Origin of the sequence: Pseudonocardia humida, assembly GCF_023898865.1 — a bacterium.
Lineage (GTDB): Bacteria > Actinomycetota > Actinomycetes > Mycobacteriales > Pseudonocardiaceae > Pseudonocardia > Pseudonocardia humida.
In genome coordinates, this window is record NZ_JAGSOV010000024.1 from 142,721 (window position 1) to 154,906 (window position 12,186).

Genomic DNA, 12,186 nt, shown 5'->3' on the forward strand with positions numbered 1-12,186 from the left:
CGCCCTTCGCCTCCGTCGGGTGACCGCTCGCCCCCGATGGGGACCCGGGGCGCCGTTGGACGCCTCGAACACCTCTCCGTAATCTCCGCCAGGCTTCGCGGTTGGTCGCTATTCGAAACGCGGGTAGCGCTGCGAGGTCACGCATATTGCCCCGATCGGACTACCCCGATATTCCGATCGAGGGGTTATGTGGGCGATGCGGAGGGAGACTCATCCGCGTGGTGTCGCTACGGCGTAGCCCGTCCGAGCGCAGGCGGCTGTCCCGTCGGATCGCTTCGGTCGTCACCGTCTCCCTGGCCGCACTACTGGCCGTGACGCTGAGCAGCGCGCCGGCCCTCGCCCAGCCCCTGCAGCCGCCACCGGACAACGCCGAGGACGCCCGGACGCAGCTGCAGCAGGTGCAGCGCGAGGCGGAGGCGCTCACCGAGGAGTGGCACAACGCCAAGGACGAGTTCGAGATCCGCCGCGGCGAGGCCGACACGCTGCGCGCGGCCGTCGAACCGGCCCGCGTCGCCGCCGACATCGCCCGCGCCGACCAGGAGCGCTTCCGCGTCGAGGTCGACCAGCTGGCCATGTCGACGTTCGAGAGCGGCACCCTCGACCAGTTCAACGCCCTGCTGGCCAGCGACTCGCCCCAGGAGTTCCTGGACCAGATGTCGGCGCTGGAGACGCTCTCCGCCGACTACCGCAGCGCGCTGACCGAGCTCACCGCGATCGTCGACCGCGCCGCCGCCGCCCAGTCCGACGCGGACGCCGCCGCCGCCCGCGCGCAGGCCGCCGCCGACGAGGCCGGTCGCGCCGAGCAGGAGATCGCGGTCCGCAAGAAGGCCGCCGAGGAGCGCATCGACCAGGCCTACGCGCTGCTGCAGCGGCTCAGCCCGCAGGAGCGCCGCGAGGCCAACGGGCCCGAGGTGGCCCCGCCGATCGGCCCGGTCCGCGGGTCCGGGGCCGGCGTGCAGGCCATCAAGTTCGCCCAGACCAAGATCGGCCAGCCCTACCTCTACGGCGGCAACGGTCCCGAGCGCTTCGACTGCTCCGGCCTGACGTCCTGGTCGTTCAAGCAGATCGGCATCTCCCTGCCGCGGGCGAGCCGCCAGCAGGCCACCGTCGGCACCCCCGTGTCGTTCGAGCAGCTGCAACCGGGCGACCTGGTGTTCTTCTACCAGCCGATCAGCCACGTCGGCATCTACGTCGGCGACGGCAAGATGATCAACGCCCCGCAGACCGGCGACGTCGTCAAGTACGCCAACGTCAACCGCGGCAACTTCACCACGGCCAGGCGCATCTAGCAGGGAACTGTCCGCTCCCCCGGGGAGGGCGGCGGCCGGCCGCGAGGCCGGGCCGCCGCCCGATCCCCGGCCCGGTCCACCCACCCGCGCGGGCCCGCCCTACCGTCCGCGGGTGGACCGGACGCTCCTGGTGACCAACGACTTCCCCCCGCGCGCCGGGGGGATCCAGAACTACCTGCTGGAGCTGGCCGACCGGCTGCCCGCCGGCGAGCTGGCCGTCTACGCCCCGTCCTGGCCCGGCGCCGAGGAGTTCGACCGGCAGCGGGCCTACCCGGTGCACCGGCACCCGACGTCGCTGATGCTGCCCGTCGCCGGGGTCGCGCGACGGGCGGCCGCGCTGGCCCGCGAGCACGGCGCGCGGACCGTGTGGTTCGGCGCGTCCGCCCCGCTGGCACTGCTCGGCCCGCACCTGCGCGGGCGCGCCGGCATCTCCCGCGTGGTCGCCAGCACGCACGGCCACGAGGTCGGCTGGTCGATGCTGCCCGGCGCCCGCCGGGTCCTGCGCCGGATCGGCCGCGACGCCGACGCGGTGAGCACCGTCTCGGCCTACACCCGCCGCCGAGTGAGCGCCGCCTTCGGTCCGACCGCCGCCCTGGAGCTGCTGCCGCCCGCCGTCGACGCCGACGTGTTCCGGCCCGACCCCGCCGCCCGGGCGGCGCTGCGGCGGCGCTACGGCCTGGGGGAGGCGCCGGTGGTCGTGTGCGTGTCCCGGCTGGTCGCGCGCAAGGGCCAGGACGTGCTGGTGCGGGCCCTGCGCGACGTCCGCTCGGCCGTCGGGGGCACGCGGCTGCTGCTGGTCGGCGACGGGCCCGACCGGTCCCGCCTGCAGCGCCTGGCCGCCGCCCACGGCGTGGCCGAGCACGTGGTGTTCACCGGCGCCGTCCCGGCCGCGGAACTCCCGGCCCACCACGCCGTCGGCGACGTCTTCGCGCTGCCCTGCCGGACCCGCGGCGGCGGCCTGGACGTCGAGGGCCTGGGGATCGTGTCGCTGGAGGCGGCGGCCAGCGGGCTGCCGGTGGTGGTGGGCCGGTCGGGCGGGGCGCCGGAGGCCGTCCGGGACGGCGAGACGGGCCACGTCGTCGACGCCCGCACCCCCGCCGCCCCCACGGCCGCCCTCGTCGCCCTCCTGGCCGACCCCGACCGCGCCGCCGCGATGGGCGCCGCCGGCCGCAGGTGGATGCGGGAGGCCTGGACCTGGCCGGACCGGGCGCGGACGCTGTCGACCCTGCTCGGCGGTACGCGGGCGGGGTGGGACGAGAGCGTCGAGGACGGCGCCGACGATCAACAGCGCCCGGGCTGATCCCGGGCGCCGTCCTCGACGGGGTCAGTCGCGTGCCGCGTCGCGCTTCGTGCCGGCGTAGATGCCGGAGATCTCCTCGGCGTAGAGCTTGGCCACGACCGCGCGCTTCACCTTCAGCGTCGGGGTCATCTCCCCGCCCTCCTCGCTGAAGTCGTTGGGCAGCACGCGGAACTCGCGGATCTGCTCGGCCCGCGAGACCGCCTTGTTGGCGTCCTCCACCGCGGCCGCGATCTCGGCGCGCAGGTCGGCGTCGTCGACCAGGTCGGCGACGCCGTCGCCGGCCGGCTTGCCGTTGCGCTCGCGCCAGCCGGGCAGGGCCTCCGGGTCGACGGTGACCAGGGCGGCGACGAAGGGCTGCCCGTCGCCGACGACCATGCACTGGCTGACCAGCGCGTTCGCCCGCAGCCGGTCCTCGAGGACGGCGGGGGCGACGTTCTTGCCCCCGGCCGTCACGATGATCTCCTTCTTGCGGCCGGTGATGGTCAGGAAGCCGCCGTCGTCCAGCTCGCCGATGTCGCCGCTGTGGAACCAGCCGTCCTCGATGGCCTCGGCCGTCGCCGCCTCGTTCTTCCAGTAGCCGCGGAACACGATCGGTCCGCTGAGCAGGATCTCGCCGTCCTCCGCGATGCGGACGCCGTGGCCGGGGACGGGCCGCCCGACGCTCCCGACGCGCTGCGCGGCGAGGGTGTTGAGGGTGATGCCCGCGGAGGTCTCGGTGAGGCCGTAGCCCTCGAGCACGGGCAGCCCGACGCCGCGGAAGAAGTGCCCGAGGCGGGCGCCGAGGGGGGCGCTGCCCGACACCGCGGCCACCACCTCGCCGCCGACGGCGGCCCGCAGCTTGCCGTAGACGAGCCGGTCGAACACGGCGTGCTTGAGGCGCAGACCGAGCGACGGACCGCCGCTGTCCTTGGCCTGCGACCAGCTGATGGCCGTGTCGGCGGCGGCGTCGAAGATCTTGCCCTTGCCGTCGTTGTGGGCGCGCTGGCGTGCGGAGTTGTAGACCTTCTCGAACACGCGCGGCACGGCCAGCAGGAAGGTGGGCTTGAAGGTCTGCAGGTCGCCGAGCAGGTCGGAGACGTCGGAGGTGTGCCCGACGACCGTGCGGCTGTAGAGCGCGCCGCACTGGATGACCTTGCCGAAGACGTGGGCCAGCGGCAGGAACAGCAGCACCGAGCCGCTGAAGGTCAGCAGCTCGGGCAGCATCCCGACCACGGCCTTGACCTCGGTGAGCAGGTTGCGGTGGGTCAGCTCGCAGCCCTTGGGTCGGCCCGTCGTGCCCGAGGTGTAGATCAGGGTGGCCAGGTCGTCGGCGCGCACGGCCGCGCGCCGGGCCTCGACCTCCGACGCGGGGGTGTCGGCGCCCAGCGCCACCAGCTCGCCGACTGCGCCGGGCCCGCCGGGGGCGCCGTCCGGCGGGTCGATCTGCCAGATCCGGCGCAGGCCGGGGATGCCGTCGGAGACCGACTCGACGACCCCGCGGTGCTTGCCCGACTCGACGACGATCGCGACCGCCTCGGAGTCGTTCAGGATCCAGCTCACCTGCTCGGCCGAGGACGTCTCGTAGATCGGCACGGTGACCCCACCGACGGCGAGGATCGCGTAGTCGAACAGGGTCCACTCGTAGCGGGTGCGCGAGAGCAGGGCGACCCGGTCGCCCGCGCCGACCCCCGCCGCGATGAGGCCCCTGGCCACCGCGGTGACGTCGTCGGCGAACGCGGCGGCGGTGACGTCGGTCCACGCGCCGCCGTCCCCGCGCCTGCGGTAGACGGTCGAGTCGGAGTGCGCGGCCGCGTTCTCGAACACGGCGTCGACGAGGCTCTCGCCGTCCTCGACACGCACGGTGGCAGGAACGCTGTACTCGCGCACTGGACCTCCTGGCCGGCACTGGCTGTGGTTCAGCGCAACCTACCCGTCGGTTGCGCTCCGTGTCAGGGCCTGAGCGGGGTCCGATTCGTCCGATCCGCCGGGCCGGGACGCCGCGCGGCGGGCGAACGGCCGCCGCGGGCGGACCGTAGGCTGATCACATGCGCGTGCACGTGGTCTCCGACGTGCACGGCGCCGCCGACGCGCTGGCCCGCGCGGGCGAGGGCGCGGACGCGCTGGTCGTGCTCGGCGACCTGATCGACTTCATCGACTACGCCGACCCCGCGGGCGGGATCGTCGGGCGGGTGCTCGGGCCCGCGGTGAGCGCCCGGTTCGCGCTGCTGCGCCGTTCGGGCGCCCGCGGTGAGCTCCTCGCCTACGCGCGCGAGGCCTGGGCGGCCGTGCCGGACGCCGAGGCCGTGATCGACGAGGCCCTCCGCGAGCAGTACGACCGGCTGTTCGCCGCCATGACCACCCCGACCTGGGCGATCCCCGGCAACGTCGACGTGGCCCGGCTGTGGCCCGGGTACCGCAGGCCCGGCCTGTGCCAGCCCGACGGCCAGGTCGTCGAGATCGGCGGGCTGCGGTTCGGCTTCGCGGGTGGGGCGCCGCTGCCGCCGGGGCGCCGTCCGGGCTCCGTGCCCAGCGCGTGGACGCCCGACCTGCGCCCGCAGGCGGAGTACGACGCCGCCGTCCGCGCGCTGGTCGACGTCGACGTGCTGTGCAGCCACGTGCCGCCCGCCGTCGCCGAGCTGGCCTACGACGTGGTCACCCGCAGGCCGGAGACGTCCTCGGTGGCGTTGCGCGAGGTCGTCGCCCGCGACCGGCCCCGGGCGGCGCTGTTCGGGCACGTCCACCAGCCGCTCGCCGCGCGCGTGCGCGTCGACCGCACCGAGTGCGTCAACGTCGGCTACTTCCGCCGCACCGGTGCCCCGTACGTGCTGCGGTGGTGACGCCCCGCCCGCCACGACAGGGCAGGACGCCGACCCCCCGGTAACCTCCGGCGCATGGCCGACGCAACCTCCTCCTCCATCGTCATCGCCGCCGGCGCCGAGCGCGTGATGGCGGTCATCGCCGACTTCGAGGCCTACCCGGAGTGGGCGGACCAGGTGACGAGCGCCGAGGTGCTCAGCGAGGACGCCGCCGGCCGCGCCGAGCGCGTGAAGTTCGCCATGGACGCCGGGCCGATCAAGGACAACTACACGCTCGACTACACCTGGGCGCCCGACGGCCGCTCGGTGAGCTGGACGCTGGTCAAGGGCCAGATCCAGAAGGCGCAGAAGGGCTCCTACGTGCTCGAAGGCGGCGCCGACGAGACCACCGTGACGTACTCGCTGGCCGTCGACCTGAACATCCCCATGATCGGCATGCTGCGGCGCAAGGCGGAGAAGGTCATCATCGACACCGCGCTGAAGGGCCTCAAGCGCCGGGTCGAGGGCGGGTCCGCCAGCCGACCCGCCTGAGACCTGCGGCTACCCTCTGCCCCGTGCGCGTCGTGCTGTTCACCGGCAAGGGGGGTGTCGGCAAGACGACCCTGGCCGCGGCCACCGCGGCCCGGCTCGCCCGCGGCGGGCGCAAGGCGCTGGTGGTCTCCACCGACCCGGCCCACTCGCTCGGCGACGCCCTGGAGGCCGACCTCGGCCACGAGCCGGTCGAGCTGGAGGCGGGGCTGTTCGCCGCGCACGTCGACACCCACGCCCTGCTCGACGAGTCGTGGGCCCGCATGCAGGGCCACCTGCGCACGGTGCTGGCCGGCGCGGGCGTCGACGAGCTGGTGGCCGACGAGCTCACCGTGCTGCCCGGCGTGGAGGACCTGCTCGCGCTGGGGGAGGTGCGCCGGGCCGCCGAGAGCGGGCCGTGGGAGGTCGTGGTCGTCGACTGCGGGCCGACCGCCGAGACGCTGCGCCTGCTGGGGCTGCCCGAGGCCATCTCCGGCTACCTGGAGCGCCTCTTCCCCGCACACCGGCGGGCCGTGCGCGGGCTGCTGGCCGGCCTGGCCGGCGCCGGCCGCGACGCGGCCCCGGCCTGGGACGGCACCATCGACGCGCTGGACGCGCTGGCCGAGCAGCTCAGCGGGCTGCGCGCCATGCTCGCCGACCACGAGCGCACCTCGATCCGGCTGGTGCTCACCCCGGAGCGGGTCGTCGCCGCGGAGACCCGCCGCACGCTGACCGCGCTCGCGCTGCACGGCCTGCGCGTCGACGGGCTGGTGGCCAACCGGGTGGTCCCGGGGCCGCCCGCGTCGCTGCGCGGACCGGCCGCCCGGTGGCTGCGCCAGCGCCACGGCGAGCAGCAGGCCGTGCTGGTCGAGCTGGCCGGGCTGGCCGTGCCGCTGCACACCGCCGAGCACGCCGCGGGCGAACCGACCGGCGTCCCGGCGCTGCTGGAGCTCGCCGACTCGCTCTACGGCGACACCGACCCGATGGCCGCGGGCGTCCCCGGACCGCCGCTGCTCGCCGTGCGGCGCACCGCGGGCGCCGGCACCTCGACCGACTCGCGCTTCGAGCTGGTGCTGCGCCTGCCCGGCGCCGACGCGGGCCCGCTGGACCTCACCCGCGTCGGCGACGAGCTGGCCGTGACGGCCGGCGCCACCCGGCGGATGGTCGCCCTGCCCGCCGCGCTGCGCCGCTGCCAGGTGACCTCCGCCCGGCTGGAGGGCGACGACCTGTGCGTGGTGTTCGTCCCGGATCCGGCGCTGTGGATACGGTGAGTGGTCGCCCAGGCGGGTACTGGCCCATGACGGGCACGACGGGTGCGCGGTGACGAGAGGCCGGGGTTGAGGACGCAGGAGGGCTGTGCCGGGCACGCCGGGCTGGGTGCCGAGGTGCGGGCCGTCGCGGTGGACGTGCTGGACCGGCTCGAACCCGCGCTCGAACGGGTCCGCGACGGCGTGGACGAACCGGGCACGGCCTGCGGGGCCTGCCCGGTGTGCGCGGTGGTCGCGGCCGTGCGCCGCGACCACCCCGAGCTGGCCGCGCGGGTCGCCGAGCAGGCCGCCGGGATGCTGGCCGCGCTGCGCGCCGCGCTCGAGGAGGGCGACCCGCCCCCGCGCCCGGCCGAGCCGCCCGAGCCGCCCACCCCGCAACCGACCCGGCAGGTGCAGCGCATCCACGTCGAGCGGCCCCGGGCGGCGCGGTGAAGCTGACCGTCGGCGTCGACGTCGGGGGCACGAGCGTGCGGGCCGGGGTCGTCGACGCCGACGGCACCATCCTCGACACCGCCCGCACCCCCACCCCCCGCAGTGACGGCGCCCTGGAGGCCGCGCTGGCCCGGGTCGTCGGCGAGCTCGCCGAGCGGTACCCGGTCGGCGCCGTCGGGCTCGCACTGGCCGGCTTCATCACCCCCGACCGGCGGGGGGTGCGGTTCGCGCCGCACCTGTCCTGGCGCGACGCCCCGGTCGCCGACCGCATCGCCGACCTCGTCGGGCTGCCCGTCGTCGTCGAGCACGACGCCAACGCCGCCGCCCTCGCCGAGCGGCACTTCGGCGCCGCCGCAGGCGCGGCGACGGTCGTCTTCATCGCCATCGGCACCGGCATCGGCTCGGCCCTGCTGCTCGACGGGCAGGTCTACCGGGGCGCCTTCGGCGTCGCCCCCGAACTGGGGCACCTCCCCGTCGTCCCCGAGGGCCGGCCGTGCCCGTGCGGCAAGAACGGGTGCTGGGAGCGCTACTGCAGCGGCACCGCCCTCGCCGCCACGGCCGTCGAACTGCTGGCCCGCAACGGCCGCCGCTCCCCGGTGCTGCGCAGGCTCGTGCGCTCGGACCCCGGCCTGGTCACCGGCCAGCGCGTCGCCGCCGCGGCCCGCGAGGGCGACACGGTCGCCTGCGAGGCGATGGACGAGCTCGCCCGTTGGCTCGGCACCGGGCTGGCGCTGGTGGCCGACGTGTTCGACCCCGAGCTGGTGGTGATCGGCGGCGGGGTGTCGGAGTCCGCGCCGCTGTTCCTCGACGAGGCCCGGGAGCACTACGCCAGGATGGTGACCGGCGCCGGGCGGCGGCCGCTGTTCCGGATCCGCACCGCGCAGCTGGGGGACTCGGCGGCGGTGGTGGGGGCGGCGCGGTTGGCGCGGGAGGCGCTCACGGAGTGAGGCTCCCCGGTTGGGCTGGGGCCGGCTCGGGTTCGGGTGCGTTCGGCAGGGCCTTCGTGGTGGGTTCGGCTCGGGCTCGGGTGGCTGGTTCGGGGGTCTTCGGCAGGGCGTTCGCAGCGTCCTGGCTTCGCTTCGGGTGGGCTGGTCGGGGCCTCCGGCGGCGCCTGCGCGGCGGGCGACCTCTGAGCAGGGGTCGCCCCCTACCGTCCCGTCGGCCCCTGAGGGCAGCACGAAAGTCCTGGCCCCCGCCAGCTTGGTGCGGCTGGGCGCGTTGGGTGGGGGTGGCGGGGGCCAGCACTTTCGTGCCGGCGCTGCGCGCGCCGACGTGACGGCAGGGGGCTGGGGGGAGGACCCTGGGTGGAGGTCCGGTGGGGGTGCTCAGGTTGGGTTCTGTCGCGAGATCGACGTGGTCGGGCTAGGCGGCGTCTCGGAGCCCGATGGGGTCGATCTCGCGCGAATGGATCACCCCGGATGTCGGGGGCTGGGCGAGTTGGGGGACATTCGCCGCTCCAGTGCGGCTCATGTCCCCCAACTGGTGATCATGGGCTGGTGGGGAGCCGCTCAGGTCGCTCCCGACCGTGTTGATCTCCCGCGGCGGGGCCCTCAGCCACGTCGCAGGGTCTGTGGGGTCTTCGCAGATGCCGTGCGCCCTGCGAGGACCAGGCCGGGTCTGCGAAGACGGCCGGCTGGCCTCGGGACCGCCCCGGGCCCGGTCGTGGGCGCGCCGGAGGCGCCGGACCAGCCCACCCGAGGGCGGGCGCGACCGTCAGATGACGGCGCCGTCGTCGTCGCCGTCCCGCGGGGGAGTGGGTGGGTCGGGCCAGAGGCGCAGGACCAGCCAGCCGAGGCCGGCGGCCAGGGTGAGCAGGCCGAGGGGTAGGCCGTAGGCCGGCCCCACCCCGAGCCAGCCGGGGACCAGGACCAGCAGCAGGCCCAGCCCCAGCAGCACCAGCCCCACGATGGCCGGGGGGCCGAGGCGGGGCAGAGGGGGTGGCTCCGGGGGGATGTAGTGCTCGTCCTCGGGGCGGGTGGGCGGGGAGTGGTCGCGCGGGCCGCTCGGCGGCGGGACGGGGCCGGTGGCCGCCGCGGGGGTGGGCGCGGTGGGGGTGTCGAGGTCGGGACCGGTCTCCTTGTCGGCGGCGGGCGCCGACTCGGCGAACAGGTCGTCGTCGGGCCAGACCGGGACGGGGCCCTCCCGGCGCCAGGCCGCCACGATGGCGTCGAACTCGTCGGGAGCCCGCCCGCCGCCGCTCGGCTGCGGGCGCTCGTCGGAACCGGAGTTCACGCTGCCCTCCTGGCATGTCGTCCACGACCGGCGCCGCGCACTGGCCGTCGCGTCGGGGAGCGGCGCGACCCACCCCCATCCTTTCACGGTCCAGGCTCCAGCAGGAGGGGTTGCGCGCGACCGGAGGTAGCAATCACCGATCCGGCTCGCCGTTGTCCGGTCGGTGGACCCTCCGTAGGCTGTCGCCGTCGATCTGGAGGGGGCACGCCCGGGTGCTGTACTGGTGGTCCAAGTTCGTGCTCCTCGGTCCGCTGCTCCGGCTGTTCTTCCGGCCGACCATCGAGGGCCTCGAGCACATCCCGGAGCGTGGTGGCGCCATCCTGGCCAGCAACCACCTGGCCGTGGCCGACTCGTTCTTCCTGCCGCTGCTGGTGCCGCGGCGCATCACGTTCCTGGCCAAGCGCGAGTACTTCACGCAGCCGGGGCTGGTCGGGTGGTTCAAGAAGCTGTTCTTCTCCGGGGTCGGGCAGGTCCCGATCGACCGGGCCAGCGGGTCGGCGGCGCAGGCCGCGATGGACACGGCCGTGCGGCTGCTGCGCGAGGACAAGCTGCTGGGCATCTACCCGGAGGGCACCCGCTCGCCCGACGGGCGGCTCTACAAGGGAAAGACCGGGGTGGCCCGGATGTGCCTGGAGGCCGGGGTGCCGGTCGTGCCGGTGGCGATGATCGGCACCGACAAGGTCAACCCCATCGGGTCGCGGATGTGGCGCCCGCGCAAGGTGCACATCCGGGTGGGTCGACCCCTCGACTTCTCCCGCTACGCCGGGATGGCGGGCGACCGGTTCATCGAGCGCTCGATGACCGACGAGATCATGTACGCGCTCATGGAGCTGACCGGCCAGACCTACGTCGACATGTACGCGGCGTCGGTCAAGGAGCGCGCGGCGAAGGCGGCCCGGCAGGACGCCCGCGAGGGCGTGCGGAAGGACCTGGAAGCGGGCTCCGCGCAGGACGTCGGGAAGGGCGCGCCGGAGGCGCCCAAGAGTCCGGCCACCGGAACCTGATCGAGTGATTATGCTGGTCTGAACGGGTGATATGGACCCCGAGTTGGTAACGCGGTTACCCGTGGGTTAGACATTCCCACGTGGTTCGACGGTATGACTCCCCATCATCCGGCGATGTCCCCACCACGATCGTGCCAGCGGTTACCGAGCGGTCCACCCGGCCTTCCCCGAGCCGGTCGAGCAGCAGCTTCCTGACGAGGCTCGCTCCGTGGGCGGTGTTCGCGGTAGTCGCCGGGATCGTGCTGGGTGCGACATCGGCCTGGTCGGCGTCCCTGCGCGGCGTCGAGGCCCCCTCCCTGCCCGCGTCGTCGTTGAGCCTGCCGGTGCTGCCGCCGCGCCCCTCGGCGACGCTGGTGGCCTCCCCGACGGCGACGCCCGAGATCGAGAAGGCGGAGGTCACGACGAAGCCGCCGGTGGTGGTGCGGCGCACGACGGTGCCGCCTCCGCCGCCACCCCCTCCGCCACCCCCGCCGCCGGCTCCGGTGGTCGTTCCGCCTCCCGCTCCGGTCCAGCAGCCGGTCGAGGAGGAGGAAGAGGAGGACGAGGAGGAGCCGCCGGCCAACGGTGGTGGTGGTCAGAACGGCGGGAACAACGCCCCTGACGACGAGGAAGACGAAGACGACGACGGGGGCGAGAACGACGACGAGAACACGCCCGGCGGCGGGATCAGGCCCGGCAACGGGACCGTCGACGAGACCCTCGGCACCGACAACTGAGCTCACCGCGTGCTGCTGGTCCCCGGTCCTGGACCGGTGCCGGTGGCCCGCACCCCCGGCCCGCTGCACCCGGTCGGCACGCCGTCTACGGTCACCAGTGGCCCGACTCCGATCCCGGAGCCGGGCCACTGGGCTGACCTGCGAAACAGGACGGGTATGCGGTTCTTCTACGATTGCGAGTTCATCGAGGACGGCGTGACGATCGACCTGGTGTCGATCGGCGTGGTCGGCGAGGACGGCCGGGAGTTCTACGCCGTGTCGACGGAGTTCGACCCGGAGCGGGCCGGACCGTGGGTGCGGGCCAACGTGCTGCCGAAGCTGCCCGCGCACGCCGACCAGGCCTGGCGCTCCCGCCAGCGGCTGCGCGCCGACCTGCTGGAGTTCCTCACCTCGGCGCCGGGGGACATCGAGTTGTGGGCCTGGATCGCGGCCTACGACCACGTGGCGCTGTGCCAGCTGTGGGGGGCGATGCCTGCGCTCCCGCGCCCGCTCCCGCGGTTCACCCGCGAGCTGCGGCAGCGCTGGGAGGACGCGGGGCGCCCGCCGCTGCCGCCGCCCACCCCCGACGCGCACGACGCGCTGGCGGACGCCCGGCTCAACCTGCGCCGGTGGGAGGCGATCGAGTCGGCGGTGGCCGCGCGGT

General features: G+C 75.0%; 12 protein-coding genes. 10 read left to right on the top strand and 2 right to left on the bottom strand.

Going from position 1 to position 12,186, the window contains the following annotated elements; genetic code table 11:
- Positions 1 to 221 precede the first annotated feature (221 nt).
- Together KDL28_RS41480 and KDL28_RS12550 are read left to right on the top strand one after the other, a co-directional pair.
- Positions 222 to 1,289, top strand: coding sequence for a C40 family peptidase (locus KDL28_RS41480; RefSeq protein ID WP_252438024.1), 1,068 nt, complete (start codon positions 222 to 224; stop codon positions 1,287 to 1,289).
- A gap of 112 nt (positions 1,290 to 1,401) precedes the next feature.
- Positions 1,402 to 2,589 (top strand): glycosyltransferase family 4 protein, encoded by a 1,188-nt coding sequence (locus KDL28_RS12550; RefSeq protein WP_252438026.1) that lies wholly within the window; start codon positions 1,402 to 1,404, stop codon positions 2,587 to 2,589.
- 24 nt (positions 2,590 to 2,613) lie between these two features.
- Here the strand turns inward: KDL28_RS12550 and KDL28_RS12555 are convergent, their stop codons facing one another.
- Positions 2,614 to 4,455, bottom strand: coding sequence for an AMP-dependent synthetase/ligase (locus KDL28_RS12555; RefSeq protein ID WP_252438028.1), 1,842 nt, complete (start codon positions 4,453 to 4,455; stop codon positions 2,614 to 2,616).
- Positions 4,456 to 4,613: 158 nt separating this feature from the next.
- On the opposite strand from KDL28_RS12555, the gene KDL28_RS12560 reads away from it, so the two are divergent.
- From KDL28_RS12560 to KDL28_RS12580, 5 genes are all read left to right on the top strand, one after another.
- Complete coding sequence (locus KDL28_RS12560; protein ID WP_252438030.1) at positions 4,614 to 5,405, top strand: metallophosphoesterase family protein; 792 nt, start codon at positions 4,614 to 4,616, stop codon at positions 5,403 to 5,405.
- 54 nt (positions 5,406 to 5,459) lie between these two features.
- Complete coding sequence (locus KDL28_RS12565; RefSeq protein ID WP_252438032.1) at positions 5,460 to 5,915, top strand: SRPBCC family protein; 456 nt, start codon at positions 5,460 to 5,462, stop codon at positions 5,913 to 5,915.
- A gap of 23 nt (positions 5,916 to 5,938) precedes the next feature.
- The gene (locus KDL28_RS12570; protein ID WP_252438034.1) at positions 5,939 to 7,162 is read left to right on the top strand and encodes an ArsA family ATPase; all 1,224 of its coding nucleotides are present in this window, start codon (positions 5,939 to 5,941) and stop codon (positions 7,160 to 7,162) included.
- Between the two features lie 66 nt (positions 7,163 to 7,228).
- Complete coding sequence (locus KDL28_RS12575; protein ID WP_252438036.1) at positions 7,229 to 7,591, top strand: hypothetical protein; 363 nt, start codon at positions 7,229 to 7,231, stop codon at positions 7,589 to 7,591.
- Positions 7,588 to 8,538: an ROK family protein gene (locus tag KDL28_RS12580; RefSeq protein WP_252438038.1), complete on the top strand. Its 951-nt coding sequence runs from the start codon at positions 7,588 to 7,590 to the stop codon at positions 8,536 to 8,538. Before KDL28_RS12575 ends, KDL28_RS12580 begins: the two co-directional genes overlap by 4 nt.
- 766 nt (positions 8,539 to 9,304) lie before the next feature.
- Here the strand turns inward: KDL28_RS12580 and KDL28_RS12585 are convergent.
- On the bottom strand, positions 9,305 to 9,823 hold the full coding sequence (locus KDL28_RS12585; RefSeq protein WP_252438040.1) for a DUF308 domain-containing protein: 519 nt from the start codon (positions 9,821 to 9,823) through the stop codon (positions 9,305 to 9,307).
- A 212-nt stretch (positions 9,824 to 10,035) separates the two neighbouring features.
- Between KDL28_RS12585 and KDL28_RS12590 the strand changes: the two genes are divergently transcribed.
- The 3 genes from KDL28_RS12590 to KDL28_RS12600 all read left to right on the top strand — a co-directional run.
- Complete coding sequence (locus tag KDL28_RS12590; protein ID WP_252438042.1) at positions 10,036 to 10,827, top strand: lysophospholipid acyltransferase family protein; 792 nt, start codon at positions 10,036 to 10,038, stop codon at positions 10,825 to 10,827.
- Between the two features lie 215 nt (positions 10,828 to 11,042).
- The gene (locus tag KDL28_RS12595; protein WP_252438044.1) at positions 11,043 to 11,543 is read left to right on the top strand and encodes a hypothetical protein; all 501 of its coding nucleotides are present in this window, start codon (positions 11,043 to 11,045) and stop codon (positions 11,541 to 11,543) included.
- A 156-nt stretch (positions 11,544 to 11,699) separates the two neighbouring features.
- Positions 11,700 to 12,186, top strand: a 487-nt coding sequence (locus KDL28_RS12600; protein WP_252438046.1) for a polyadenylate-specific 3'-exoribonuclease AS, incomplete at its 3' end; no start/stop codon positions are given.

Excerpts from the sequence above, each read along its gene's own strand:
- KDL28_RS12560 (WP_252438030.1), top strand. The coding sequence starts at position 4,614 with ATGCGCGTGCACGTGGTCTCCGACGTGCACGGCGCCGCCGACGCGCTG.
- KDL28_RS12565 (WP_252438032.1), top strand. The coding sequence starts at position 5,460 with ATGGCCGACGCAACCTCCTCCTCCATCGTCATCGCCGCCGGCGCCGAG.